Raw genomic sequence first — 26,808 nt, 5'->3', positions numbered from 1 at the left:
AATGCTACACCATAGGAAGAATAGGCGCAAAAAGCAGATTAGTAGGCATAAAAGGAAAACAGATATGATTTTATTAATAATATACCTTTTAGGCATAAAAATAGATGTTTAAAGACATTACTATTTACTTAGATTGAAAACTATGTAAATATTTAAGTTATAGTAGCTGAATAGTTACTAAATAAATCTAGATGAGGTGATCTTTATGTTAAAAAAAGTCATATCTGCTTCTCTAACGTTAGCTTTACTTTTATGTGTTAATTTACCAGTAAAAGCTAGTGAGATATCAAACAATATGAAAACCAAAACAGTAAATCAAGCTATTGAGTCTATAAAAGACGGACAAGCTAAAGATTTGCAAAAAAATTTGGAAAAGAAAACAAAGTCTTCACATACAATTTATTCATTATCAGCTCAGCCTTTTTATGTAGCGCTATATAGTGATGGAAATAATTCAACTATATATTCTAGGAATCAAGCTGGTACTATAGCTCAAGATTACTTTCCTTTAATTATAGAGACATATCAAAAAGGTGCAGGAATAATTAATGAAGTTAAAGTTGATGGCAGAGATATAAGCCAAGTGTATACTGAATCTGATTTTTATAACACTACTGAAAGTACACCTGCATTTTTTGTAGTAGAAAAAGATCCAACTGATTCAAGTAACTCAGCATGGTACACTTATGTTGCTGTTTCAACTTTAAGTAAAGGCACACATACTGTTCAAATTTATTCTACTATTAATGGTAAAAATCTCTCTGATTCAATTAGAGTCACTGTTTCATAATTCATTATTAAATTTCAAATATCTGATAATGTAAAAAATAATATAACTATATTGAGTTATAAAGTAATGGAGGATACAACGTTATGAAAAGAAAATTAATGACAAAAATTATATCAAGTTTTTTAGTTGCAGGAACACTACTATTTATGGCACCTAGTTCTAAAGCATCAGCTGATATAATGTTTAATATGATATCTAGAGCTGCCAAGACATGTTCATCAATACAGATGGAACAGCAGAAGATTTTGAGTAGAGGTTCAATGGTAACACCATCTAGACCTAGCATTCCAACTCCAATTTCAATTCCACAAATACAACAAAAGAAGAATTTAGCAACCTTTGCGATTGATTCATATATTGAACATAGTACTGATCATAAACAAAGTGAAGAAATAGTTCATAGAAGTAATTTACCAATAACTATACTTACTTGGATGAGTGGTTATGGAAATGTCACAGGAGTATCAATAGATGGAGTTGCATTGGATTCTGCTTTAGTTGGTAAAGCTGCATATGATAATGTAGATATTGATACTAGATGTATGGAATTTATAACTTTAGATGATTCAACAATTAGCGCATTAAATAATGGAAAGCATAAAGTTGTAGTAAGCTGTACAGGCCTAAGTGGTTCAAGTTTCGTCACTTTTACAGATGACTTTACATTTGATTTAGAAAATTAACTTATTTTGTAAAAGGCGATTCAGATTTAAATTCAACAGATCTGAATTGCTTTTTTATTGTTTAGCTAGCTTTTAATTATTGGCAGTAAAATACTATTTTTATTAAGTTTATTTATGTCTGTAGCTATATTATTTACACTGTATAGAAAAAATATTTATTAAAAAGTATTGCTTTTTAGACTCTCATCCAAAGTATGTGGTATTTCTTAAAAAGAAAATCTTTTATAGGTTCCATAGCTATTGATATATAAGGAGTTGTGGCATTCGTAAATTATCTAATTTAAATTATGACCACATACTTTGGATGAGAACCAAAAATATAAAAGGCAAATTTCTTTTAATAATTAATGACCATGAAAAAGTTAGAGAATGGTATAAAGATTTTAACATTATAGAAAGAAAAGTAAATTACTCTGTCAGCAAAGATAAAAAAGGCAGAGGAAAGTATGGTGAGTTAATAATAATCAATTATTAATGTAAAAACAGTACGCAATAATATTTGTAACTATGCGTAAAGCCTTGTAAAAATAGGCTCACACATATTTTTTACAAATGGAAAAAAGGGCGAAGAATTAAAGCAAAAATAATAAGCAATAGATCAGCACCATTAAGGTGCTTTTTTATTGCTTATTTTTATAAAATGAAATGAGGTAGGCGAAATATGAATGAAGAATTAATAAAGGATAAATTAGAAACACATGAAAAAAGAATTAATAATCATAGTGAAAGGATTGATAAGTTAGAGCAAGATGGGAGAGAGCTCAAAACAGAACTTAAGAACTTATGTGAAAATCTAAAATCACTGACAAATATGATGAAGTGGTTTATAACTGCAATGGGAGGGGCTTTAATAAGCTTCTTTTTTTATGCAGTTCAAACAGGAATATTAAATAAATAAAAAAGGTGGAATGTAAAAATGAAAGAATTATTAATTAGTCAAATTGCCCCAATATTAAATACTGCAATTATTGCAATATTGATAGTAGTGATTAAAACAGTTGGAAAGCCAGCAATAGAATTATTTGCTGCAAAGAAAAAGGAAGCTGAATTGAAGATAATTGCTAGTGGTCACGAATCAGATTTAAAAAAATCATTGGAAGTATGGAACATAGTAGATGATAAATGGAGAATAACTAAAAATGCAGTAGCTCTATTTAAATCAAAAGAAGCATTATTTGAACAATTATTATTACAACGGATACCTGGTTTAACTCAACAAAATATTAATGATTTAAGAGATACTATCTCAGGTGAAGTTAATAAGGGTAAAGCAGTATTGACACAAGATACAATAGTTCAACAGCTAGCAGATTTGCAACAAACTAATGCAACTTTACAAGCAGAAAATCAAAACTTAAAAACAACAATAAATCAGATAAGTAGTGCTATAGAACCGGTAGTAATAAATAATATCACAGCAAGTGATGTTGCTACAGGAGCTACTGTATAATCATATATTTTCTCAAAAATTTAACCAGGAATAATGAGTGATAAAAATAAGAATTAAAGCTAATAATATAGCCATTCTTATTTTTATCATTTTTAATTTTAAAGAAAGAAGTGATAAAAATGAAAGATTTTATAATAGCAATAGGTCATACTGCAAGTGGTAATGCAGGTTGTGGTGCAGTTGATAAGTTAGATGAAAGTGATTGCAATAGAGCAGTTGGCCCATTAGTTCAAAAGTATATGGAGCAATCAGGGAAAACTACTTCTCTTTTAAGAATAGATGTAGCTAATTCGTATAACTGTGCAGATTGCTATACTAGAGCATCTCAAGCAAATGATATAGGCGCAGAATGGTATGTAGAAATCCATTTTAATAGTGGGAAAGGTGGGGTAGGAGATGGAACTGAGGTTTGTATTTCTAATCAATCAGCAGAAGTTATTACTATGGCTGCACAAGTATCATCAAGTATATCAAATGCTTTAGGGATACAAGATAGAGGTGTCAGAACAGAAAACTTAATAGTTCTTAAAAGAACTTCAATGAAAGCAATTCTTGTAGAGTGTATGTTTGTTGATTGCGGTGATGCAACTGTATATAATGCAGATACAATTGCGTTAGCTATAGCTGAAGGACTATTAGGCTCAACTATAAGCAATACTCCTGATTTAGGATGGAATAAGTCTAAAGATGGCACCAAGTGGTGGTACTGCACGGACACAGAAAATCAATATTACTATAAATCGGAATGGAAATTAATTGATAGTTATTGGTACTTATTTAATGATAATGGATTCTGCCATACTGGATGGGTTAATTATACAACTCAAAAAGATAAGAAAGATATTTGGTATTACTTAGATAAGACTTCATGCCAATTAGCTATTGGATGGAAAAAAGTTGATGGAAGTTGGTATTTCTTTAATACTGATGGTGAAATGCAAATTGGTTGGATTAAGGATAATGGGAAAGATTATTGTCTATATTCTTCAGGAGCAATGATTTCTAGTATAGATATGTATGGATATAGATTTGCTAGTGATGGAGTTGCAACTAAATTAAGTTAGATTTAAAGGGTATGGGAGTTAATCCTGTACCCTTTATTTTTTTGTAATAATATATTAAGAAAAGTTTAACATAATTGACGAATAGATGACAAAAAATAATGATAATATATTTATTGGAAAGGATAGGATGTGATGATAAAAGAAAGTGGAGAATTAAGAATAAGAACTACAGTTGCAGTGGAAGATAAACAAATATTAAGAATAGCCTTAGATGGAATAAATGGATTGACTTTTTATCCTATAGCAGTGATTAAGAAAGGGGACGAAGATTACTATTTTATATGCAAAGTGAAAACGATAATAAAAAATTTGGGGATAAAAATGGTGAAAGTATATATTAAAGTTCAAGATAAGAAGGGGCCTATATTATTAGGAGTAGAAGAAATAGTATAAAACTAGAATATATTTTAGTTACGTTATAATACATTCAGCTAATGTTAAGGAAGCTTAGTTATAATAAAAATTGCTAAAAGTTTTTTTATTAGTTTTTTGTAGTAGGCAAGAGAAATCTTGTTTGCTACTCCCCTTATTTGTATCGAGAAATAATTAATAATTTAAGGTTTTCTTAAGAGTTTTAAATATTTTAATTTAATAATTTAATTGTATTATAAGTATTAAAGGAAGGTGAAAAAATGGGAAATATAATCAAAATTAATATGTATGTAGAAAGAAAGCGCATAAATGGTAAGATAATAAATATAAAGAAGTTAGAAGAAAATATTTCGGATTATAGTAGATGGTTAAAAAATACCAATAGAGAGGATAAAATAGAGAACTATGAAAGATTTTTACAAGCTCAATAATTATTTTTAGAGGTAGGTTAGACGTTAAAGTTTAATCTACCTCATTTTTTATTTGTTGAAAAATAATAAATAAATATTATTAAATAATATAGATTATCGTATAATAGTATGTTATTATAAAGATATCCAAAAGATATCCCAAATCCCCTTGCTCCTCATAATTTAATATAAAAAAAGATGCAGTCATTAATTTGGCTGCATTTTTTTGTATTAAATATTAGGAGACATATGAAATTTGTACATTTAGTATATTTGACAAATAATAAAGGGATTTAGAGAAATATGTAGAAATATTTAACAGTATATAAAAATAAAGGGGGAATTGAGTAATGAAAAAATTTAAAAGAATTATTGCGAGTTTTGTTACAGTATTAACATTATTAGCAATAGCTCCAGTAACAGCTCATGCAGAATGGAAAAGTGATTCTAAAGGCTGGTGGAATACAGAAGGAAGTTCATATTCTACTGGTTGGAAACAAATTGATGGAAATTGGTATTACTTTTCTTCAGATGGCTATATGGCTCATGATACAACAATTGATGGCTATTATTTAAGTAGCGGTGGAGCATGGACAACTAATATACCTAATACAACAACTTCATATACTGGTGGAAATAATAGTGGATCAACTGCAAGTACTGCAGGAGATACACAAAGTCAAACAGCATATTTATCAGCAACAGGTAGCAAATATCATTCTAAACCTGATTGTGGGAATATGAACGCAAGCAAAGCAACAAAAACTACTGTAGCAGAAGCTGAAAAAGAAGGGTTTGGACGTTGCAGTAAGTGCTGGTAAGGAAATAGTTTTAAGAGGTAGTATAGGTGATCATTAATACTACCTCTATTTTAGTTGAATTATCATGTTTTCGTTAATATTATTGACAAAGATTTCTATTAATATACAATTATTAATAATAGAGAGGGGAGTATAATAATGAGGAAAAATAAAAGATTATTGAGTTTATTGCTAGTTATACTGTTTGCATTATTCATGATTTCATGTGGCAAAGTACCACAAGCTAGTAGTGTAAATAATGCAGCTGCAGCAACAGATACATCAGTAATAACAGAAACTGCAAAAGTATCAGGAGAAATGAAAATTCATTATATTGATGTTGGGCAAGGAGATAGTGAGTTAATTCAAGTAGAAGGTAAGAATATTTTAATAGATGCAGGAACTAGTGATAAAAAAGCTTTGAATTATCTTAAATCTATTGGAGTTACTACATTAGATTATGTAATTGCAACACATCCTCATGAAGATCATATAGGCAGTATGGATGATGTTATCAATGAATTCAATATTGGGACTTTTTATTCTCCTAAAGCTATAACTACAACAAAAACTTTTGAAAATATGATAAATGCTTTAAAAAGTAAAAATTTAAAATTAACTGTACCAAAAGTAGGGGATGTACTTACTATAGGGAATGCTACATTAACATTTTTAGCACCAAACAGTGATAAATATGAAGATTTAAATAATTACTCTATAGTTTGTAAGTTAAAGTATGGAAACAACTCATTCTTGTTTGATGGAGATGCTGAAGCTTTATCTGAAGGTGAAATACTAGCAAAACAACTTGATATTCAAGCGGACGTATTAAAAGTTGGACATCATGGAAGTATAAGCTCTACAAGCCAAGCTTTCTTAGATAAAGTTAATCCTAAATATGCAATAATAAGTGATGCCAAAGGTAATGATTATGGACATCCACATCAAAAGACATTGGACAAACTTAATAGTAAGCAGATTAAGACTTTCAGAACTGATTTAAATGGAACTATTATAGCTACTTCAAATGGTACAGATATAACATTTAATGTTAATCCAATTGATAATAGCGTTAATGTAGCAGGCGATAAAACTGAAGCAGCAACAAAAAACTCTAGTACTGTTGCACCTGTTGTGGCAGATAGTAATTTAAAAACTAATACTACTAGCGCAAATCAAAATGAAGAAATGGTTTGGGTTGCTAATAAAACTGCTAAAGTATATCATAGCACCAAAACTTGTAGCAATATGAAAAATCCAACTCAAATGTCACTAGCTGATGCTCAAGCTAAAGGACTAACTCCATGTTCTAAATGTCATTAATTAATATATATCAAAACTAGGAGATGAATTTCTTCTAGTTTTTTTATGTTGATATTTACAAAATAATCTAAAAGTAGTAATATATAAACAAACATAAGTTCGCGCGAATAAACATTCGATGTATGGAGGGCTACTATGTGTCTTTTTAATGAAGCAAAATGTCTTTTCTATACTAATGAAAATAAATGTAATATAAAAACAAATGAATATGAGTGTACAGTTGTATGCCAAAGTAGTTATGCAAGTTTTGGAATATATGAAGTTGGATTTCAATTTTTACTTGATCTGAAGATTTTAAAGGAAGCATTAATAAACCATAAAACTATTGAAGAGGAAGGTGTATATATAGATTTTAAACAAAAAAATATATTACCAGAAAAGTGCAATATTAAGATAGATGCAACAACAAATAGAATAAAGCTTTGTGTATTGAATATAGATGCTTTTCTTGAAATCAAATCTGAGTACTTAAAGAAAATATTAGACATAAGATAGTGGGGTGATCAAATGCTAACCGAGAAACAAAAAGAAATATTTAATATTATTAAGAACTATATTGAAAAGAAGAGTATACCACCAACAGTTAAAGAAATATGTGAACTTGCAGGAATATCTTCAACATCTACAATACAGGGATATATAAATAGATTAGAAAAAGAAGGATATATATTGAAAGAAAAGGGATGTAGTAGAAGTATAAGAATACAAAAAATAAGTTAGGGAGGTACTTATGGTAAAAGAAGTAGAAAATGATTTTTCTGAAATACAGTCTTATTTTAGAGAACATATGAAATGCGAGAATAGTGAAAAAAATTTAATTAATGCAGTAGATAGATATTTACAACAGAATTATCATGAATTATATAATAAAAATAATTTAGAAGTAATATTTAAAAAAGCTAGAGAAGATAAAAATGTGGAAGTAAAAATGTTTAATACCATAAGTAAATTTATTCTTAACTAGAATTGATATTATCTAACAAAATATTATAAAAATTATAATTTGTGTTAAAATGAAAGTGAAAATTTAGAGTTTTCTTAGAAACTGCCCAATAACGTAATACGATAGTTTATATCAATATTTGTTATTGGGTAAAGTACATTAAAACTTATTGATATAGTAAAAATTCTAATCCCCGATATAGGAGATGTTACATATGATAAGAATTTATTTATCTAGAGTATTAGGGGAGAAAAGATGGAGTCAAGCTGATTTAGCTAGAAAAACTGGAATAAGACCTAATACTATATCTGAGCTTTATAATGAATTAGTTGAGAGAGTTAATTTAGAACATCTTGATAAAATATGTGAAGTTTTAGAATGTGATCTTACAGATATATTAAAATATGAACCAAATAACAAGAGCACTGATTGATTTTAGTGCTCTTGTTTCGCGAGGAGGGAAGAATATTTTTATATTTGGATTAATATTAGGATATGTTTTAAATGAATGTTAATTTAAAATGGTAATTTGCGTGCAATTTAAAAAAAAGAATTTTATAATAAAATCAGATTAAAAAATGTACATAATGAGTAGTATTACGCAACAAAAAAATCGCAAATTCAATCTATTGAATAATACGATTTTACAATTTGCTATTTATTTTTATTGATTCATAATTTATGAATAATATGCAACTATTTTCTATTTTACGGACATGGCATTATACCAATTTCTAAATTCAATAGAGAAGTGATTTAAATGCCCACGTATAAGGGTGTCTGGTGCGGCTTTAGGTAAAATTATAGCTAATTTTGCCTGCATTCCGTCTTTGTGGTCGCGCAGTTCATGTAATGCGTAAGCAATTATTTTTCCGTTTGTGCTTTTTACAATTGCAGCAAAACCAATTGGGTAGTCTTTATCTGCTAGAACTGGTATTGTAGAATCGATAGCAGTAAAATTCAAGAACATATGCCACGGATATTCGAATTCTCCTAAGTTTTCAATCACCTCACCTCGTCCATCTGGCAACATGCGATTGAGATAGTGATCGGGATGGGCGACACCTAATGCACTCCCTTCATTTCTTTCCATCATACCAATGAACCAGGAATGGAATTGTTCTGCACTCACTCCTGGCATTTCCATCACGACAAATCCGGACTTCCATTCTCCATTTGACTCGTTAGCCCATTTTTCAGTTTGAATGGTAGCTGCGTTAAGTTCTTCCTCTATTAGGGTTACCATTGCATCATTACCAATTTTGTTCTTCAAAAAAGCAAGTGATCTGCGAGCCCTCACTAATTCTATATTCTGAATATCTTGATCAGTCAGGCATTCCTCGCCAATATAAGCAGTAGCTGAATAGGGTGAATTTTTTGTAGTATTCATAACTTTCTACCTCCATTTATTATAAACTAAATTGAAAGCAACACTATGTTGTTTTATACTTATATTATATTACGAAATTCTTCATAATCAATGAACACTAAATTTGAATATGTTGAATTAACGAAAAAATATTTATGGAGGTACCAATGAATACAAATATTGATTCTACAAAAATGCATCGCACTCGTCAGAAAATTATAAAGGCCTTTCTGGATTTATATGCTAAAAAGCAACTTGAACAGATTTATATCAAGTCTTTGACTGAATCTGCTGGAATAAACCGTGGCACCTTTTATCTTCACTATATGGATTTGGAGGATCTTGTCACATCAATTGAAAATGAGCAATTAGACGCCCTTGCTAAACTTGATAAAGAAGTTAATTATTTTTATTATTCGCGAAAAGATAACGAATTTGCTCAATATTTTAAACCTATATTTAATTATATTGTTGAAAATAAAAAATTGTTCAAAATTCTTATGAGTCCTCATAGTCATCCCAATTTTAGAGAGTCTTTCCAAAGGGCGATGAGGAATAATTTTACCCAGAGGTTTCATTCTGTTCTTATGACAGCAAAAGGTAAAGAATTGTTAAAAAAAGAATATATCATTGAGAGTGTTATTAATGGTAATCTTGCCATGATAATACACTGGATTCAATCAGATATTAACCTTTCTCCAGAAGAATTGGCAGACTTAATAAGCTACACTGTGCTTAAAAGTCCACTCGATATAATTGAAAATAATATTAAGTGATTGCACAATTGAGATCTAGGGTGATACATGATATGGATGAACTTGTAATACCAGCATTCTAGAAATCGGATCAAGTTCTTCCTTTACTTTTGGTTTCTTCTTGTACTTTTTAGACAATGTATTTTTCCCTCCTTTTAAGCATATTGGTATATATTTTGTTATTTACTTTTATTCCTACCAATTTACCATGTCAATGATGATGGAAGATTATAATAATTAATAAGGCTATGCGTTCTCTTCTTTCTTTTAATTTTAAAAAAAGAAAAGGAATTGGAGTCTATTGCTAATGGAACGACAGAGGTGATATCTTCATTGTTATTCAATCTATCATAGAAATTGAAAAGAAAATGCACAAAAGCCCAGTGTGGAAAACAAAAAACCATGCATAATATTTTACTATTCTGCATTAATTCTAGCATATTTTGTAAAAATCGTATTATTCAATTTTCAAAGAGCATTTTTATAATTTACTACGTCATATCTACATAGTAGGTCCCTATAAAATAAAATTTCTTATATAAAAATCAACATTGTTTTAAAATACAGTCTAATAAAAAACTTCTTCATGTATATTATTGCTATAAGTTGAAGATAATACTCATAGAGGATATATAATTCAATCATATTAAATTTTGTCTTCATTATATATAATATTTAATCAAAATAATTTTTAGGAAGATTAAATATTTTTATGATTAAGGTTTTAGAAGTTATGTTAGGTTTAAATAGTTCTCTTTCCCACTGTGAAACAGTAATGTCTATTTTACCTATCTTTTTGGCAAATTCCATTTGCGATAACCCATTAAGATATCTAATTTTACGAATTTTATTTGCAATTGTATCTTCAGGCAAATTTTCAATTAAAAATTCTCTGTAACTGATAGTATATGAAGCAAATACTTCTTTAAATGTTGCGCTTTTATAAATGGTGGAACTGGATCTGGTAAAAGTACAACTTTATATACTATGTTAAAGGAAATTGATTCAAAATCCTTGAATATTACGACTCTTGAAGATCCCGTTGAAATTGTTATGGAGAATATTAACCAAATGAGTTTAAATAATAAATTAGACATAACCTTTTCAAATGGACTTAGAAGCATTTTAAGGCAAGATCCTGATGTTATTATGATTGGGGAGATAAGAGATGAAGAAACAGCAGACATGGCTGTAAAGGCTTCAATTACAGGTCATAAGGTGTATAGCACAATTCATTGTAAGTCAGCAAGAGAAGTTTACTTACGATTAGAGAGCATGGGAATTAAACCTTATTTATTAAGTGATGCATTAGTTGGCATAATATCACAAAGATTGATAAAAACTTTGTGTAATAAATGCAAAGAGATAGATTATAAAAATTCAATTAATGAAAGAACAATATATAAGAAATGTGGATGTAAAGTTTGTAACTTTTCTGGTTATGCAGGTAGACAAATTGTAAGTGCTGTTTATTTTTTGCAAGATAAAAACAAGAAAAATATAGAGGAATTATATGAAGACAGTACATATTTATCAAATAAGAATATGAAATATGACTTAGAAAACTTGTTATTTAAAGGGCAAATATCTAACAATGATTATTTGGAGTTTATTGAGGGAGAAAGACTAAATGAATAGTAGTAATATTAGAAATAAAATCAATGTAAAATCTAAATTAAACTTTGATATGAGTAAAGTACTTGAGAGTTTTAGTTTTCACAATATAACATTAGGACTACAATTTAAATCTAAAGTAAATGAAGAACAATTATTATTAATTGCAAGTAATTTAGCACAAATTTATAAGGATGGAATACCGATAACTACAGCATTAGAATTAGTTGCGGATACTTTGCCGAATAAAACATATAGAAAGAGTATGTTGAAAGTTTTGGTGCTTATAAAGCAAGGGAAAAGTTTATCGGAAGGATTTTCACAATTTAAAGAATTATATCCTGAATTTTTTATAGGAATAATTTCTATAGGTGAAAACACTGGTAAATTATATGAGGTATTAAAAGGATTAAATATTTATTACGAGAAATCGCTCTTTATTAAAAAGGAAATTAAAAATGCAAGTGCTTATCCAATATTTATATTAGTATCAATGATAATATTAATTATATTTTTAGTAAACAAAGTGATTCCTAGCTTTTGTGAAATTTATAAGTCTATGAATATTGAGTTACCTGCAAACTGTAAACTTTTATATGATATAAATAGTACTTTAAAAAACAATCCATTACTTACAACTATAACTATGATTTCATGGGGATTAATATCGATAATACTTATAAAGTGTCTTTTTAAGAAAATTAATATTGAGAGGTTTACAAAAATAAATATAGTAAAATCTTTTTTTGAGTATATTATGGTTTTACTTTTTTCAATAATAACTAGTACAGGAATAAATATTTCACAGGCTCTTGAATATTGTGAAAATAGCATGAGTTATCCGTATTTAAGAAAGAAGATAAAAGAAATAAATATAAGCATTTTAAAGGGAAGTACACTTACAGAAGCATTGGAAAAAAGTAGACTATTCTCAAAATATACATTGGCAATTATAAAAATAAGAGAAGAAAGTGGAACTATAGAAGAAGGCTTTAAAGAGCTATCCAATAGTTTAGAATATAAATTGTTCGAACAAATAAAGAAATATCTTGGATTCATAAGTCCAACTTTTGTAGTCATAATGGCTATTTTTATTGTTCTATTTTTGCTAGGATTTGTACTTCCATTATTTAATAACTTAAAAAGTGGAATGAGATAATGAAGAACTATGGATTTACATTAATAGAAACGGTAGTCAGTATATTTATACTAAGTATTTTACTTAGTGTAGGCTTATCACTAAGTAAATTAGGAAGTACTTTATCACATGATATGGAAAATACAGAATGTGTTTATGAAATACAAAATATACTTTCCTATGGAAAAGCAGTTTGCATGGAGAAAAATAAATATGGAAAAATAACTGTAAAGTATAGAGAAAATGAAATCCGTTTTATAGAAGGAGAGGACAATATAGAAAAGATAATAAAATTGCCTGAAGAAATAAAAATAATTAATAATGATATAAGTGTATTTATAACTCCGAGTGGAAAAATAGCACAAGGTAATACAATAAAACTTATAGATAAATATGGGCAGAGACAAGAGATAACAATTGGTGTTGGAGTAGATTTAATTGTTATTAAAGATGGTGATTTTTTATGAAGAAGCAAGGAAGCATTTTGATTGAGGTTGTAGCTTCAATTATGATTTTGACATTAACTACTACCTTTATTATAAGTGCAAGCATACAAAATACAGATGTCTTAAAAGAAAGAATTTTACTCGAGGAAGTTAATAGAGATTTATATAATTTAACCAATGAATTTAAATATAATATGTCTAAAAAAGAAATTGAAGAATTATTAAGCCATGAGAAAGTAGGATTTAAATATGATAGTGATTTCTCAAAAAGATTACTTGATACGAGTATTACAGAGCTTGAACGTGGAGGCGATATTGAGGTAATTAATCTTGGAGAAGATAGTATAGGATTAAAATTAAAGATTCAAGCAAATATTAAAATCGAAAAAAGCGAAGTAAACATAGAAAATGAATTCACTAAAAGTTGGTGGATGGATGAGATTTAAAAAGTATATTACTTCAAAGAAAAAAAGAGGATTTACGATTATTGAATCTTTAGTATATATTTTTTTGACAACAATGATCTTAGCAGATGGAATAAATTTATTTGTGTTAATGTATAAGTCCTATATAGAAGCAACAAAGCTAACTATTAAATATAACAACTATCAAAATTTCTATATAAATTTAGATAATATTATACCTGATATAGGACTTGAAAACATAGTAGTAGATGATAGATATATTTTATTTTTAATGGATAATAAATCAGGTAAGTCAGACATAGTGATTAAATCTTATAATGGGGACATTGTTGCAAAATATACTGAATCTGGTCCGATACCTACTATGATTCAAAATATAAATTATCTTGAAGTTAAGAAGAAAGGAAAACTAATTTATTTAATAATACATGATAAAGAGGGAAAGGAATTTATTAAATGTATTTAAAGAAGAAAGCTACAGTTTTAATAAGTACAGTAATAATACTATCTTTAATGAGTATGCTTGGATGTTTTTTGTATAAGATGATGAGAAATAATAATGAAATAGCCACTCTATATAACTTTGATAAAGATATATATGATTTAGATAAAGATGAAGAAGTAATTCTTAATAAGTTTATGAAAGAACTTAATGAAAAAAGAGCAGAGGAGTTAAGGGATGATAAAGAGGATACATTTCCAAAAGAGGTTGATAATAAGATAGAAGATAATAGCTTTAAGTATGATAAAGACTATGATAAAATTTTTTTAACAACTAATAAAGATAAGAAAAAGAAAAGAAGAAGAGAAATAACATATATTCTTAGAAATGAAAAAATAATTCTAGTTCCAACATATAAATTTGAAAATAATTCAGAATAAAAATGTATTTTCGCTTAAGGAGAAAATTAAAAATGAAAAAATCTATAGTTATTATAAAGAAAAACTCATTTATTTATAATGAAGAAGAATATGATTTTGATAAAGTTAATGAGATAAATAATTTGTTAAAATCTAATATAAAAATAGTAATACTCGAAGAAGAACTTTATGTAAAACAGTTTGAAAGTGAGCTCAAAAGAAGCAAAATGTATGATTTTATAGAGTATAAGATCAATAATGATTTTCCACAAAATGGAGATATATTATATAATTTTGAGAAAAGTAATAATTCGATTTTTATATATTATATAAAGGGTGCTAAAAGAATAGAGAAGATATCTGAAAGAGCAAAAAATATAGAAGTTAAACCAATTCAAATTATAGTTAAAGAAGTAATGATGAAAATTCTAAAGAATAATATTTTTAATTGTAAAGTTCTTATAAAATTCAATGAACATTATTATTACATATCATTTAAAGGAGGATTATTTTATTACAATTATATAGAAAAAGATAAAGAAATAGTTTTGGATAAAATAGTTCAAAATAATGATTTTGGAGAAATGTACGTTGATACTTCACTTGGAGATTTAGCGCTTACAAATAAATTCAACATAATAAAAATCAATATAGGAGAGTTAATCAATGAAAAAATATATGAAAAACAAAGATTTCATTCCAGAAAAATTTTATGACAAAATAGAAGTAAATAAAAATAAAACAGAAAATAGGATATTTACACTATTTCTAATAATAAATTTACTTTTGATTCCATTTACAACTAAAAGTATGAGTGAAATTAAGGAAAAGCCTATAGATAATAAAAGTGCTATATATGATAGTAGACCAAATAAAATCAATTCAAATGACATAAAAATATGGATAGAAAACATGCTTAAAGATGAAGTTGAAGAGGCATATATAGCTAATAATAATGGTGAAGTTGTTGTAAATGATATAGATAAAATTGATGAGCTTAGTTTAAATAGTTTAATAAAGATTAGTGATGTAAATCTAAATAGCAATGGAAAATATAAGCTAGGAGTAAGCTTAAATGAATAAATTGTATAAATATATAGTTATAATAGTAATGATTGTATTGGCTATTGTACAAGTTTTTTATATAATTAAAATTGATAAAGGAAAAAATATCAAAGTATACAACAATGCACAAAAGATTATATATAATCATAAAACTTTAAAAGAATTTAATGAGGAGTTAAATTGTTTGAAAGAAAAGACCATTTTATCTGCAAATGAGATTAATGAAAAATGGTATGTAAAAATAAAAATAGAAGGCAATAAGGAAGAGCTATTAAATGAAATATCAAAATTAGAAAATTATAATATAAGTGATTACATTATAAATAAAAATAAAGATGAAAACTCAATTGTATTAGAAATAAGCGTTAAAGATGTTGTCTAAAATACGAGAAATATAAATTTTTACTGAAAAATAATCAGAAGTAATTGCAATTTTTATATTCTTTTGATAAAATATGAGTGTTATGTCAACGATTAAGTATTAAACTTAATATTCGAGGTTGAAGTTACATTGTAATTATATTATAAATTTGGAGGGATATTTAATGATATCAGCAGGAGATATAAGAAAAGGAACAACATTTGAGTACAATAATTCAGTATTTACAGTAATAGAATTTTTACATGTTAAACCAGGAAAAGGAGCAGCATTTGTAAGAACTAAACTTAGAAATGTAATTTCAGGAGGAGTTACAGATAACACATTTAATCCAACTGAAAAATTACAAGAAGCTGTAATTGAAAGAAAAGAAATGCAATATCTTTATTCAGATGGAGAATTATACTACTTCATGGATCAAGAAACATTTGAACAAATTCCTTTAAACCAAGACAAAGTTGAAGAAGCAATAAAATTCTTAAAGGAAAATATGTTCGCAACAATTAAATTCTTTAAGAATGAAGCATTCTCAGTAGAAGCACCAAACTTTGTTGAATTACTTATTACACAATCTGACCCAGGTGCTAAAGGAAATTCAACTAGTAATACATTAAAACCAGCAACTGTTGAAACAGGTGCAGTAGTATATGTTCCTATGTTCGTTAATGAAGGTGATGTTATAAGAATAGACACAAGAACTGGCGATTACATGGAAAGAGTATAAAACTTATACATAAGTTTTAAACTAAAATTCAGGTGGGGATCAAACCCCACCTGAATTAAGTTTAACTTTATATTTGAGCACCTTCAAAAATAGTCATAAATATAGAATATATATTGGAGTGATTTTTTTGGATATCCAAAAAGCGCATAGTTTTACCAAGTAAAGAAAAGGATGTGAAAAGATATGGAAGAGCTTAGAAATGAGATTGAAAACTTGAAAAATAATTTATCAAAAATTGAAAATGAAGAATATAAACAATGTTTTGATGGTGTGTTTTCAATTTTAGAAATTATGAACCAAAAAATTGAAGAGTTAACTATAAATCAAGAAACAATTGAAGAAAATATTAAATTTATGGATGATGATTTAACAAATATTCAAGATGAATTATTTGAAGAATTATCTATAGATGAATTAAATGATATGGAAGATGAGTATACAGAGATTATTTGTCCTCATTGCGATAAACCTATTTTTATGGAACAATCTACCCTAAGCAAGAATGATGAAATTCCATGTCCTTATTGTAATAAAAATATTAAAGGAATTTAACAAAAATGGTTTATGAAAAATTAAATTAGGTACATGAAATAAAATAACAATCTAATAATACAAAAGTTATCAAGGACTATCTTAAAGTTAGAATTAAGATAGTCCTTTTTATTTTACATATTTTAATCTGTTTCAGTAATATTTTAACTTAACATTACATATTAATTAAATAAGAGAACGAGAGAGGAGGCTATGAGGATTTTGAAAGGTGAAGAGGAGATTTTAGGAATTTTTCCACTTGAAATAGAAAATTTGCTCAAGGATAGATTCCTCAGAGAACAAATATATGAAGTGAGAATTAAGATTGGAAAACCAATTTTAGTTTATTCGAAGCATGGAGAAAGTATTATAAATTATATTCCTACAAAAGAGGATGTAAAAAGTATGATACAAAAAATTTCTAATTATTCATTATATGCGTATGAAGAAGATATACGTCAAGGTTTTATAACAATTAAAGGTGGACATAGAATAGGTATAGCTGGTGAATGCGTTATGGAAAGGGGGGAAGTTAAGACTATTAGAAATATTTCATCTATAAATATAAGAATTTGTAGAGAAATTATAGGATGTTCAGATAAAGTCATGAAATACATTGTTTCAGGTAGTAGAGTTTATAACACTATAATAATTTCACCACCTAAATGTGGGAAGACAACAATTTTAAGAGATATATCAAGAAATATATCAAATGGGATGGCCAAACTTGGGATTAGTGGAAGAAAAGTTGTAGTAATAGATGAAAGAAGTGAAATAGGAGCTTGTCATTTTGGAATTCCTCAAAGTGATTTAGGTATAAGAACGGATGTTTTAGATAATTGCTTAAAAAGAGAGGGTCTTATTATGGCAATTAGAAGTCTTTCACCAGAAGTTTTGATTTGTGATGAAATTGGAACTAAAGGTGATATTGAGGCGCTTATGATGGCTTTCAACTCCGGAGTAAATATAATTACTACAATTCATGGTTTCACAATTGAAGATTTATATAAGAGAAAGGTTTTTTGTGATTTGCTTGATAATGAAATTATAGAGAGAGCAATAATTTTAAGCAATAGACATGGTGTTGGAACAATTGAAAATGTACATAGTCTAAAAGGTGGTGAAAACATATGCTTAAATTAATTTTTATAATAGGCATATTTATCATAAGCACTTATATAGGCTTTGCATATGGAGAAACTTTTAGAAGAAGACAAGATGAGCTTAAAGAGATATTAAAAGCTTTAACTATTCTTGAAAATGATATTGTATATGGGACAACTCCTCTACCAGAAGCTTTAGAAAATCTTTCTTATAAGTTAGGTGAGCCCTTAAACAAATTCGTAAAAGCTATTACAAAAAGGCTTATAAAAGGAGATGTGGAAAGTGTATATGAGGGTGCTACTTTAGAGTTTGCATTAGTAGAAAATGAATTTTATTTATATGATGAGGATAAAAAAATAATGTCAGATTTTTTTAAGTCTCTTGGAGAATCAGGAGTTTATGGGCAAGGAAAAATATTCTGCTTAGCAATTGAAAGTATAAAAATGAATTTAAAGGATGCTGATGAAATTGCAAAGAAAAACATAAAATTATATAGATATCTTGGAGTATGTTTTGGAGCGATGATAATGATATTTATAATATAAAGAATTTTAGATTTAACTGTTAATTGTTAATTGAATTTAGATTGGGGGAAGATAAATGCATGATATAAGTATTCTTTTTAAAATTGGAGGAGCTGGAATACTTTTAGTAGTTTTAGATAAGGTATTAACTAGTAGTGGAAAAGGTGAAATTGCAGCTATTACAAACATTGCAGGAGTTGTAATAATTCTGCTTATGATAGTTTCCCTTATAGGAGATTTATTTAGCACTGTTAAGACAATGTTTATAATGTAGGTGTAGTTATGTTAATAGTAAAAATTGTAGGAATAGCATTTATAACATTATTTATCATGTTATTACTTAAGCAATCTAAAAATGAATTAAATACGCTTCTTACTTTAACTGCATGCACTTTAATTCTTCTTATTATGGTAGAACCACTTAAAGAAATAATTAACTTTTTAAGAGAAATTGCTGATAAAGCTAATATTGATACAGTTTATATGGGGATTGTACTAAAAATTTTAGCAATAGCATATATTGCATCATTTTCTAGTGCATTGTGTAAGGATGCAAATGCGGACAGTCTAGCAGCTCAAATAGAGCTTTCAGGTAAAATAATGATTTTAGTACTTGCTATTCCAATACTAATGGCTGTACTAAATTCTATATTACAAATAATGTAGGTGTTTATTATGAAGATGATAAAAAGAGTTACGGTAATATTAATGATAAGTCTTACAATTAATATGATTATATCAATAATTCCAGGGTGTGTATTTTTAAAATTGGATAAAGTTTATGCCATGGAAATAAATAATAAAAACAATATAGATATAAGTGGTAATACAGAAAATAATGTAAAAAGCAAAGAACCTTTGAAAAATGAAGTCAATATAGATGACATAGGTGGAAGTGCAAAGGATGAAATTAATGATTTATATAAATATATAAATAAAATGAAAACAGATGTAGAACTTATGGATAATTTAGATCCAGTAGAATATATAAAAACATATATTGCTGAAGGTAAAGGTAATATTTCTTTTGATACAATTGTAAAGGCAATTTTAAGCATTGTATTCAAAGAGGTGAAAAGTGTTTTAAAACTTATGATATCAATAGTTACAATATCAATAATATGTTCACTTTTAAAAAATCTTCAAGATGCATTTTCAGATGAAAGCATCTCGCAAGTTGCTTTTTTTGCTTGCTACGCCTTAATCATAATGGTACTATCAAAAAGTTTTATAATTTCTATTTCAGTTGCAAAAGAAGTAATAACTAACATCTCAGATTTTATGAGTGCTCTTCTTCCAATACTTATAACTATGATTTCTCTTGCAGGAGGAATTACATCAGCTGCAACACTAGATCCAATTGTACTTGGGGCAGTTGTATTTATACCAAAAGTGTATTCAAATATTGTAATTCCAATGATACTAATGAGTTTTGTATTAGAATTTGCAAATAATCTATCTATAGACCATAAAATAACAAATTTATGTAAATTATTAAAACAAGTTATTATATGGTTTCAGGGAATCATAGTAACAATCTTTATAGGACTTTTAACAATTCGTGGAATTACTTCAACAACCATTGATGCAGTAACACTTAAAACAGCGAAATTTGCTATAGATAATTTTATTCCAATAGTCGGAAAAACATTTTCAGATGCAATCACATCGGTAGCTGGATACTCACTTATAATAAAAAACGCAATAAGCTCCATAGGATTAGTTGTAATTATTATAATTCTGCTACATCCACTGATTAAACTTATACTAATTACATTTATATATAAATTATCAGCAGCATTGATTGAACCAATAAGTGATTCAAGGATAACAAAATCATTAGAAGCAGCAGGAAATTCAATGGTGCTAATAACATCATGTGTTTTAACTGTAAGTATAATATTTTTTATATTAATTGCTATCATGGCATCATCTGGAAGGTTTATTGTTGGAGGATAGGAGAACATTATGTTTATAGAAGCTTTAAAGAATATTGTAATAACTCTTGTGACTATTCTTATATTTATAAGTGCAGTAGAACTTATAGCACCAAGCAATAAAATGAAAAAATATATTCAGTTTATTTTAGGATTAATATTAGTTACTGTGATTTTAAATCCAATTATACAATTTATATCAAGTGGAGAAAAAAGTGTTACAGATGGAATTCAAAGCTATGAACAGGTATTTTCTCAAAATGAAAATAAAGTTAATAAAGGTAACACAACAAATATTTTTAAAAATGATCAAGATAAAGTAGATGTTAGAAAAAAAACATTTATGAATAACTTCAATAAAAATTGTGATAATTTACTTAAAAATAAGTATAAAGACAAGACATTTAAAAGTGAAATAGATTGTGATGTAGATTTCGTAAACATAACTTTAAATGTAAAAAAACTAAAGATAGGTGTAGGTGAAAATAAAATAAATAAGATAAAAAAGATAGTGATTAACAAAGAGCTAGAAACTACTACAAAGGAAGAAAATAAAGAATATACAGAAATGGTTAATTTTATATCCAGTGAATTGAATGTTCCAAATGAGAAAATCGAAGTATATAAATTAGATGAATAGGAGGTATAAATTATGGACAAAAATAAAATAATAAAAGAGATAAAAAAGATATTAGCTCAAAAACAACTTAAAAATTTAATTGCTGTATGTATAGTTCTAGGATTTGTTTTAATTGCTATGAATGTACTACTACCAAGTAGTAAAACTTTAAGTAATAATAAAGTTGCAGCAGGCGTTACAGTAGGAAATGCAGAAAACTCTCCAGTTACTAAGGAAACAGATGAAAAAAATTATGAAGAACAGCAAAAAACAGATTTAAAAAATATATTAAAAAAAATGAATGGAGTTGGTGATGTTGAAGTAATGATGTCTTTTGAAAATGGAGATAAAAAAGTACCGGCTTATGATAAAAATTCGCAAAAATCAACTACTGAAGAAACTGATAATCAAGGCGGAAAACGAGTAAATAATCAAAATACAGATGGGGAGAACATTGTAATGACTACATCTGATGGAAACAATGAGCCATTTATATTAACCACATATAAACCGAAAATTATTGGAGTCATAATACTCGCGGAAGGTGCTGCAAATAGCAAAACAAAATATGAAATTGAACAAGCAGTATCGAAACTATATAACTTAAGTTTAGATAAGGTTAATGTATATAGTATGAAGAAGTAGCATATAATTTTATAAAAAAGGATTGGGGGAATATTATTATGACAAAGAAACAATGTGGTATTATTTTTACATTGTTAGCATTAATATTATGTGTAGGAGTGCTAGCAGCAAAACTTAATAATGGTGGGTTAAATGACCCAACAGATTTAAGTCAAGTTTTATCACCTGAAAAAGTAAATGATCAAGATGCAGAAGCTTTAAATCAACAAAATTACTTTTATAATTCAAAAAGTGAAAGAGATCAAATGGATTCAGCAACTATTCAAACTTTAAAGTCTCAAATTTCAGATGAAAATATATCAAAAGAGCAAAAGGTTGTAGCACAAAAAGAATTAACTCAAAAAACAATGGTGAAAGATAATGAAGGAAGAATAGAACTTAGTATTAAAAACAAAGGTTATGAAGATGCTTTATGTAGATTAGATTCAAACAAAGCAACCGTTATTGTTAAATCAGCAACTGGGCTTCAAGAAAATGAGACTATAGCAATACAAGAACTAGTTCAAGATGTATCAAAAATAAAGGATATAATAATAGAAGTTCAAAAATAGTAGAAAAACCATAATATAATTGTAATGTTAAAATATATTTGATATAATAAACACAAGATTATCATGTTTTGTTATTACAAAACCTAGGAGGGTAAGTAACATGGAAGATTTAGTTAGAGAAGATAATATCGGAGTCGTTAAAATTTCGGATGAAGTAGTAAGCGTAATTGCTGGAATTGCAGCTCAAGAAATTGATGGAGTTTTAGATAGTCAAATTGGTGTTGCAAGCAATTTAACAAACATATTTAAAGGCAAAAAGAATACTGCTAAAGCAAGTAAAGTAACACTAGAGGAAGATAAAGCAATAATAGATATGAATGTATCAGTAGAGTATGGCAGAAAGATAATGGATGTTGTAGCACAAGTACAAGATAATGTTAAAAAAACAGTTGAAGCTATGACGGGATTATATGTTGAATCTGTTAACATTTATGTCCAAAATATTTATTTGCCTAAAAAGGAAGAAATTGAATCTAACTAGTTTGATTTTCACCCTCTGAAGCTTTCAGAGGGTATTTCTATGCGAAGACGGCCTTAAGGCATATTCAAAGAAACAACAAGAGAGAATATGTTACTTATTATTTTCTTGCACGTGCTTAAAAGAAAAAAAAAGTGTATATAATGATAAATGTACATAATTAATTATGATACAAATTTAGGAGGACTATATGAATAGAAAATTATCAAGAGACAAAACTATGGAGTTATTATTTGGAATGACTTTAAGCAAAGACACCACTGAAGAGGCAATAGAAGGATTCCTAGAAAATTATGAAGGCGATATAAAAGAAATTGATTTAACTTATGTTAAACAAGCATTAATTGGAATAGAAAATAATAAAGAAGCAATTGACAAAATTATTACTGAAAACTTACATAATTGGAAACTAGATAGGGTACCTAAGGTGAATTTAAGCATATTGAGACTTGCAACATATGAGTTATTATATGATGAACAAGTTCCAAGAGCTGTTGTTATTAACGAAGCATTAGAAATTACAAGAAGATATTCTGATGAAAAAAGTGTAAGCTTTATTAATGGAGTTTTAGATAAAATTGATTCAGCAGAATGATGAAGAATGAAAGTAGGTTTGGTTTATGGGCAAAATTATAAATGGTAAAGAAGTTGCATTGAAGGTAAAAGAAGATATCAAAAATTTTATCAGCAATAGAAAAGAAAAAGATCTTAAAATCCCTAAAATTGCATCTATATTAGTTGGAAATGATGGCGGATCTATTTATTATATGGCAAGTCAAGAAAAGGTTGCGGTTTCTCTTGGAGCTGGATTTTTAAAAGTGACTTTACCTGAAACCTCAAAGAATGAAGATGTAATATCTGAAATACATAAATTAAATGAAGACAAAGATGTTCAAGGAATTATTTTGCAATTACCACTTCCAAGTAATTTTGATGAAAAGAAAATAATTAAAGAAATATCTCCAAGTAAGGATATTGATTGTCTTACATTTGAAAGCCAGGGAAAGCTATATATGGGTGAACCTAAATTCTTACCTTGTACTCCTAATTCTGTAGTTACTTTAATTAAGAGTTTAAATGTAGATATTGTAGGTAAGAATGTTGTAGTTCTTGGAAGAAGCAATATAGTTGGAAAACCGGTAGCGCAACTTTTATTAAATGAAAATGCTACAGTTACTATTTGTCACTCTAAAACAAAGAATTTAAGAGAAGTTTGTAGAGTAGCAGATATATTGGTAGTTGCTATTGGAAGACCAAAATTTATTGACGAAACTTATGTAAATGAAGATGCAATAGTAATTGATGTAGGAACATCATCTTTTGAAGGTAAGATAACTGGTGATGTAGATTTTGATAAGGTTATAGATAAGTGTAAATTACTAACTCCAGTTCCAGGCGGAGTAGGGGCACTTACAACAACTCTTTTAATAAAAAATGCATGTGAGGCTTTAGAACAAAATGAATATTAAGACGTTAACTGTTTCTGAGGTTACGAATTACATAAAAAGAATGTTAGACAATGACTTTATTTTAAGCAATCTCTCTGTAAAAGGGGAGATTTCTAATTTAAAATATCATGGTAGTGGGCATATTTATTTCACTCTTAAGGATAGCAATGGGAAAGTAAATTGCGTTATGTTTAAAGGAAATGCACTTTTACTTGATTTTGATTTAGAAGAAGGCATGGAAGTTGTAATTAAGGGAAGAGCATCTATATATCCTGCAACTGGAAGCTTTCAACTTTATTGTGATGAAATAAAAAAAGAAGGTCTTGGAGATTTATTTATTAAATTTGAAAAGCTTAAAGAAAAATTGTCTAAAGCAGGATATTTTGATGAGGCTAATAAAAAACCATTACCCAGGTTCTCTGAAAAAATAGGAATAGTAACATCACCTACTGGAGCAGCAATTAAAGATATTATAAATGTTGCAACTAGAAGAAGTACTTTGGTTGATTTGGTATTATATCCAGCTGCAGTTCAAGGCATTGGTGCCTATAAAGAAATAATTAAAGGTATTAATTATTTTAACAAAACGAAGTCTGTGGATGTAATAATAATAGGTCGTGGTGGTGGATCTATAGAAGAATTATGGAATTTTAATGAAGAAGAATTAGCTAAAGCTATTTTTAATTCAAAGATACCTATAATTTCAGCAGTAGGTCATGAAATAGATTTTACTATTTCAGATTTTGCAGCAGACGTTAGGGCTGCAACACCATCACAAGGAGCAGAAATAGCAGTGGCCTTGAGCAGTGATATACAAGCTAAAGTTTGTGATATCTCTAAAATATTAGATAAAAGAATAGACAATAAATTAAAAGAGTGTAGAATTGATTTATCTGGAGCAGAAAGAATTTTAAATATTCATTCGCCAATAGCTAAAATATCTAATTCATATTTAGAATTAGATAAATTACAAGATAGATTAAACTTTGTAATAAAAACAAAACTTAAAAGAGAAAAAAATAAAATAGAAAATTTCAATAATTTACTTATCGCTCATAATCCAGTTAATGTTATACGCAAAGGATATGCTATAATAGAGGACAATGAAAAAAAATTAATTACATCAAAAGAACAATTAAAAGAAACAATTAATTTAAAGATTTGTCTTAAAGATGGAAGCGTAGAAGGAAAATTTGTGCCAGAACAATATGTAAAATAACAAGTTAAAGATGTGATATATATTATGCATCAGGCAAGGAGTTAATAATATGGCTAAAAAAGAAAGTTATGAAGAAATGTTAACTAAGCTTCAAGATATATTAAATAATTTAGAAACAGATGAATTAAACCTTGAAGATTCTATGAAATCTTATGAAGATGGAGTTAAACTTGTAAATAAAATTTATAAGATTTTAGATACATATGAAGCAAAAATTTCTATAATTAAAGATGAAAAAGAAGTGGAGTTTAGTGAAAGTAATGGAGATAAATAATTTAAAGCAAGATATTAATGATTATTTAGAAAATTATTTTAAAGAAAAAGGAACATATAATAAAATTATATATGATTCATGCAGTTATAGCTTAAATATAGGTGGGAAAAGAATTCGTCCTATATTACTTGCATTGTCTTATTATATATACAAAGAAGATTATAAAAAAGTTATGCCAATGGCGGCTGCCATTGAAATGATTCATACTTATTCCTTAATTCATGATGATCTTCCTTGTATGGATAATGATGATTTAAGGCGAGGAAAACCAACAAATCATGTTAAGTTTCAAGAAAATATAGCAGTTCTTGCAGGGGATGCTCTATTAAATGAATCTATGATAATTATGATGAACTATGCTTTGATAAATAACGATAATTCATTAAAAGCAGCTTATAGTATAGCAGTAGCAGCTGGTGCTGAAGGAATGATAGGCGGTCAAGTAGTTGATGTTATCTCTGAAGGTAAAACAATTTCAAGAGATGAATTAAAGTATATGCACTCAAAGAAAACAGGTGCCTTAATTAAGGCAGCAGTACTTGCAGGAGCAATATTAGCAAATGCTCCAGAATGTGACTTGAATGTTTTAGAAGAATACGGAGAAAAATTAGGTTTAGTGTTTCAAATAAAAGATGATATATTAGATGTTGTTGGAGATACTAAAGTACTAGGTAAAAATACACATGCTGATGAAGAAAATGATAAAACTAATTTTATATCAGTTTTTGGATTAGATAAGTGTAATGAATTATGTGATACATTAAGTGAAGAATGTATTAATATTCTTAAGGATTTAACTGTTAATGCAGATTGTTTAGCTAATCTAACGTATACTCTTTTAAATAGAGAAAATTAATAGAGGGAATG

The 26,808-nt window shown here is 27.6% G+C and carries 41 protein-coding genes and 1 pseudogene; 40 read left to right on the top strand and 2 right to left on the bottom strand.

Going from position 1 to position 26,808, the window contains the following annotated elements:
• Positions 1-205: 205 nt before the first annotated feature.
• The 14 genes from psyc5s11_RS15005 (at position 206) to psyc5s11_RS14940 (ending at position 8,268) form a co-directional block, all read left to right on the top strand.
• The gene (locus psyc5s11_RS15005) at positions 206-790 is read left to right on the top strand and encodes a hypothetical protein (protein ID WP_224033313.1); all 585 of its coding nucleotides are present in this window, start codon (positions 206-208) and stop codon (positions 788-790) included.
• An 83-nt stretch (positions 791-873) separates the two neighbouring features.
• Positions 874-1,473, top strand: coding sequence for a hypothetical protein (locus psyc5s11_RS15000; protein ID WP_224033312.1), 600 nt, complete (start codon positions 874-876; stop codon positions 1,471-1,473).
• A 304-nt stretch (positions 1,474-1,777) separates the two neighbouring features.
• Complete coding sequence (locus tag psyc5s11_RS14995) at positions 1,778-1,948, top strand: hypothetical protein (protein WP_375541955.1); 171 nt, start codon at positions 1,778-1,780, stop codon at positions 1,946-1,948.
• A gap of 186 nt (positions 1,949-2,134) precedes the next feature.
• A complete protein-coding gene (locus tag psyc5s11_RS14990; protein WP_224033311.1) occupies positions 2,135-2,371 on the top strand; it encodes a hemolysin XhlA family protein in 237 nt (78 codons plus the stop codon).
• 18 nt (positions 2,372-2,389) lie between these two features.
• Positions 2,390-2,923, top strand: a complete 534-nt coding sequence (locus psyc5s11_RS14985; RefSeq protein ID WP_224033310.1) for a cobalt ABC transporter permease — start codon at positions 2,390-2,392, stop codon at positions 2,921-2,923.
• A gap of 119 nt (positions 2,924-3,042) precedes the next feature.
• Complete coding sequence (locus tag psyc5s11_RS14980; protein ID WP_224033309.1) at positions 3,043-3,987, top strand: N-acetylmuramoyl-L-alanine amidase; 945 nt, start codon at positions 3,043-3,045, stop codon at positions 3,985-3,987.
• Positions 3,988-4,119: 132 nt separating this feature from the next.
• Complete coding sequence (locus psyc5s11_RS14975; protein WP_224033308.1) at positions 4,120-4,380, top strand: hypothetical protein; 261 nt, start codon at positions 4,120-4,122, stop codon at positions 4,378-4,380.
• A 239-nt stretch (positions 4,381-4,619) separates the two neighbouring features.
• A complete protein-coding gene (locus tag psyc5s11_RS14970; protein ID WP_224033307.1) occupies positions 4,620-4,790 on the top strand; it encodes a hypothetical protein in 171 nt (56 codons plus the stop codon).
• A gap of 329 nt (positions 4,791-5,119) precedes the next feature.
• Entirely contained in the window at positions 5,120-5,590 is a 471-nt protein-coding gene (locus psyc5s11_RS14965) for a cell wall-binding protein (protein ID WP_224033306.1), read from the top strand.
• A gap of 138 nt (positions 5,591-5,728) precedes the next feature.
• On the top strand, positions 5,729-6,892 hold the full coding sequence (locus psyc5s11_RS14960; protein WP_224033305.1) for a ComEC/Rec2 family competence protein: 1,164 nt from the start codon (positions 5,729-5,731) through the stop codon (positions 6,890-6,892).
• Positions 6,893-7,027: 135 nt separating this feature from the next.
• Positions 7,028-7,387 (top strand): hypothetical protein, encoded by a 360-nt coding sequence (locus psyc5s11_RS14955; protein ID WP_224033304.1) that lies wholly within the window; start codon positions 7,028-7,030, stop codon positions 7,385-7,387.
• Positions 7,388-7,399: 12 nt separating this feature from the next.
• The gene (locus psyc5s11_RS14950) at positions 7,400-7,612 is read left to right on the top strand and encodes a LexA family protein (protein WP_224033303.1); all 213 of its coding nucleotides are present in this window, start codon (positions 7,400-7,402) and stop codon (positions 7,610-7,612) included.
• A 10-nt stretch (positions 7,613-7,622) separates the two neighbouring features.
• A complete protein-coding gene (locus tag psyc5s11_RS14945; RefSeq protein WP_224033302.1) occupies positions 7,623-7,856 on the top strand; it encodes a hypothetical protein in 234 nt (77 codons plus the stop codon).
• Positions 7,857-8,049: 193 nt separating this feature from the next.
• Entirely contained in the window at positions 8,050-8,268 is a 219-nt protein-coding gene (locus tag psyc5s11_RS14940) for a helix-turn-helix domain-containing protein (protein WP_224033301.1), read from the top strand.
• Positions 8,269-8,538: 270 nt separating this feature from the next.
• Here psyc5s11_RS14940 and psyc5s11_RS14935 read toward each other — a convergent pair whose 3' ends face one another.
• Positions 8,539-9,225, bottom strand: a complete 687-nt coding sequence (locus psyc5s11_RS14935) for a hypothetical protein (RefSeq protein WP_224033300.1) — start codon at positions 9,223-9,225, stop codon at positions 8,539-8,541.
• A 146-nt stretch (positions 9,226-9,371) separates the two neighbouring features.
• On the opposite strand from psyc5s11_RS14935, the gene psyc5s11_RS14930 reads away from it, so the two are divergent.
• Positions 9,372-9,980: a TetR/AcrR family transcriptional regulator gene (locus psyc5s11_RS14930; protein WP_224033299.1), complete on the top strand. Its 609-nt coding sequence runs from the start codon at positions 9,372-9,374 to the stop codon at positions 9,978-9,980.
• Positions 9,981-10,634: 654 nt separating this feature from the next.
• Here psyc5s11_RS14930 and psyc5s11_RS14925 read toward each other — a convergent pair.
• The gene (locus psyc5s11_RS14925) at positions 10,635-10,769 is read right to left on the bottom strand and encodes a hypothetical protein (RefSeq protein WP_375541954.1); all 135 of its coding nucleotides are present in this window, start codon (positions 10,767-10,769) and stop codon (positions 10,635-10,637) included.
• 132 nt (positions 10,770-10,901) lie between these two features.
• Between psyc5s11_RS14925 and psyc5s11_RS14920 the strand changes: the two are divergent.
• The 25 genes and pseudogenes from psyc5s11_RS14920 to psyc5s11_RS14800 all read left to right on the top strand — a co-directional run.
• Positions 10,902-11,597: pseudogene (locus psyc5s11_RS14920) on the top strand (GspE/PulE family protein); the annotation flags it as partial.
• Positions 11,590-12,732: a type II secretion system F family protein gene (locus tag psyc5s11_RS14915; protein ID WP_224033297.1), complete on the top strand. Its 1,143-nt coding sequence runs from the start codon at positions 11,590-11,592 to the stop codon at positions 12,730-12,732. The pseudogene psyc5s11_RS14920 and the gene psyc5s11_RS14915, both read left to right, overlap by 8 nt.
• A complete protein-coding gene (locus tag psyc5s11_RS14910; RefSeq protein WP_224033296.1) occupies positions 12,732-13,178 on the top strand; it encodes a prepilin-type N-terminal cleavage/methylation domain-containing protein in 447 nt (148 codons plus the stop codon). The genes psyc5s11_RS14915 and psyc5s11_RS14910 overlap by 1 nt, the downstream gene beginning before the upstream one ends.
• Positions 13,175-13,603, top strand: a complete 429-nt coding sequence (locus psyc5s11_RS14905; protein WP_224033295.1) for a hypothetical protein — start codon at positions 13,175-13,177, stop codon at positions 13,601-13,603. Before psyc5s11_RS14910 ends, psyc5s11_RS14905 begins: the two co-directional genes overlap by 4 nt.
• Positions 13,566-14,048, top strand: a complete 483-nt coding sequence (locus psyc5s11_RS14900) for a ComGF family competence protein (protein WP_224033294.1) — start codon at positions 13,566-13,568, stop codon at positions 14,046-14,048. Before psyc5s11_RS14905 ends, psyc5s11_RS14900 begins: the two co-directional genes overlap by 38 nt.
• Entirely contained in the window at positions 14,039-14,464 is a 426-nt protein-coding gene (locus psyc5s11_RS14895) for a hypothetical protein (RefSeq protein ID WP_224033293.1), read from the top strand. The genes psyc5s11_RS14900 and psyc5s11_RS14895 overlap by 10 nt, the downstream gene beginning before the upstream one ends.
• A gap of 32 nt (positions 14,465-14,496) precedes the next feature.
• Positions 14,497-15,159, top strand: a complete 663-nt coding sequence (locus psyc5s11_RS14890; protein ID WP_224033292.1) for a hypothetical protein — start codon at positions 14,497-14,499, stop codon at positions 15,157-15,159.
• A complete protein-coding gene (locus psyc5s11_RS14885) occupies positions 15,110-15,526 on the top strand; it encodes a hypothetical protein (RefSeq protein WP_224033291.1) in 417 nt (138 codons plus the stop codon). Before psyc5s11_RS14890 ends, psyc5s11_RS14885 begins: the two co-directional genes overlap by 50 nt.
• Positions 15,519-15,890, top strand: coding sequence for a hypothetical protein (locus psyc5s11_RS14880; protein ID WP_224033290.1), 372 nt, complete (start codon positions 15,519-15,521; stop codon positions 15,888-15,890). The genes psyc5s11_RS14885 and psyc5s11_RS14880 overlap by 8 nt, the downstream gene beginning before the upstream one ends.
• A 163-nt stretch (positions 15,891-16,053) precedes the next feature.
• Positions 16,054-16,611: an elongation factor P gene (efp, locus tag psyc5s11_RS14875; protein ID WP_224033289.1), complete on the top strand. Its 558-nt coding sequence runs from the start codon at positions 16,054-16,056 to the stop codon at positions 16,609-16,611.
• Positions 16,612-16,794: 183 nt separating this feature from the next.
• Positions 16,795-17,163 carry a CD1247 N-terminal domain-containing protein gene (locus psyc5s11_RS14870; protein WP_224033288.1) on the top strand — a complete coding sequence of 123 codons (369 nt, stop codon included), beginning with the start codon at positions 16,795-16,797 and terminating at the stop codon, positions 17,161-17,163.
• Between the two features lie 192 nt (positions 17,164-17,355).
• The gene (gene spoIIIAA, locus psyc5s11_RS14865; protein WP_375541952.1) at positions 17,356-18,285 is read left to right on the top strand and encodes a stage III sporulation protein AA; all 930 of its coding nucleotides are present in this window, start codon (positions 17,356-17,358) and stop codon (positions 18,283-18,285) included.
• Positions 18,273-18,791, top strand: coding sequence for a stage III sporulation protein SpoIIIAB (spoIIIAB, locus tag psyc5s11_RS14860; protein WP_224033286.1), 519 nt, complete (start codon positions 18,273-18,275; stop codon positions 18,789-18,791). Before spoIIIAA ends, spoIIIAB begins: the two co-directional genes overlap by 13 nt.
• 55 nt (positions 18,792-18,846) lie before the next feature.
• The gene (spoIIIAC, locus tag psyc5s11_RS14855; protein WP_224033285.1) at positions 18,847-19,044 is read left to right on the top strand and encodes a stage III sporulation protein AC; all 198 of its coding nucleotides are present in this window, start codon (positions 18,847-18,849) and stop codon (positions 19,042-19,044) included.
• An 8-nt stretch (positions 19,045-19,052) separates the two neighbouring features.
• Positions 19,053-19,436, top strand: coding sequence for a stage III sporulation protein AD (gene spoIIIAD, locus psyc5s11_RS14850; protein WP_224033284.1), 384 nt, complete (start codon positions 19,053-19,055; stop codon positions 19,434-19,436).
• Between the two features lie 9 nt (positions 19,437-19,445).
• Entirely contained in the window at positions 19,446-20,729 is a 1,284-nt protein-coding gene (gene spoIIIAE / locus psyc5s11_RS14845) for a stage III sporulation protein AE (protein ID WP_224033283.1), read from the top strand.
• A 9-nt stretch (positions 20,730-20,738) separates the two neighbouring features.
• A complete protein-coding gene (spoIIIAF, locus tag psyc5s11_RS14840; protein ID WP_224033282.1) occupies positions 20,739-21,347 on the top strand; it encodes a stage III sporulation protein AF in 609 nt (202 codons plus the stop codon).
• A gap of 12 nt (positions 21,348-21,359) precedes the next feature.
• Positions 21,360-21,971: a stage III sporulation protein AG gene (gene spoIIIAG, locus psyc5s11_RS14835; RefSeq protein WP_224033281.1), complete on the top strand. Its 612-nt coding sequence runs from the start codon at positions 21,360-21,362 to the stop codon at positions 21,969-21,971.
• A 38-nt stretch (positions 21,972-22,009) separates the two neighbouring features.
• Positions 22,010-22,522: a SpoIIIAH-like family protein gene (locus psyc5s11_RS14830; protein ID WP_224033280.1), complete on the top strand. Its 513-nt coding sequence runs from the start codon at positions 22,010-22,012 to the stop codon at positions 22,520-22,522.
• Positions 22,523-22,622: 100 nt separating this feature from the next.
• Positions 22,623-23,003, top strand: coding sequence for an Asp23/Gls24 family envelope stress response protein (locus psyc5s11_RS14825; RefSeq protein ID WP_224033279.1), 381 nt, complete (start codon positions 22,623-22,625; stop codon positions 23,001-23,003).
• A 187-nt stretch (positions 23,004-23,190) separates the two neighbouring features.
• Complete coding sequence (nusB, locus tag psyc5s11_RS14820; RefSeq protein WP_224033278.1) at positions 23,191-23,595, top strand: transcription antitermination factor NusB; 405 nt, start codon at positions 23,191-23,193, stop codon at positions 23,593-23,595.
• A gap of 25 nt (positions 23,596-23,620) precedes the next feature.
• Positions 23,621-24,469, top strand: a complete 849-nt coding sequence (locus psyc5s11_RS14815) for a bifunctional methylenetetrahydrofolate dehydrogenase/methenyltetrahydrofolate cyclohydrolase (protein ID WP_224033277.1) — start codon at positions 23,621-23,623, stop codon at positions 24,467-24,469.
• Positions 24,459-25,667, top strand: coding sequence for an exodeoxyribonuclease VII large subunit (xseA, locus tag psyc5s11_RS14810; RefSeq protein WP_224033276.1), 1,209 nt, complete (start codon positions 24,459-24,461; stop codon positions 25,665-25,667). Before psyc5s11_RS14815 ends, xseA begins: the two co-directional genes overlap by 11 nt.
• Before the next feature lie 49 nt (positions 25,668-25,716).
• On the top strand, positions 25,717-25,941 hold the full coding sequence (locus psyc5s11_RS14805; RefSeq protein WP_224033275.1) for an exodeoxyribonuclease VII small subunit: 225 nt from the start codon (positions 25,717-25,719) through the stop codon (positions 25,939-25,941).
• Entirely contained in the window at positions 25,928-26,797 is an 870-nt protein-coding gene (locus tag psyc5s11_RS14800) for a polyprenyl synthetase family protein (RefSeq protein ID WP_224033274.1), read from the top strand. Before psyc5s11_RS14805 ends, psyc5s11_RS14800 begins: the two co-directional genes overlap by 14 nt.
• The last annotated feature ends 11 nt before the right edge of the window (positions 26,798-26,808 follow it).

Origin of the sequence: Clostridium gelidum (genome assembly GCF_019977655.1) — a bacterium.
Lineage (GTDB): Bacteria > Bacillota > Clostridia > Clostridiales > Clostridiaceae > Clostridium > Clostridium gelidum.
The sequence above is the reverse complement of the archived record's forward strand: the minus strand, read 5'-3'. Positions and strand labels throughout refer to the sequence as shown.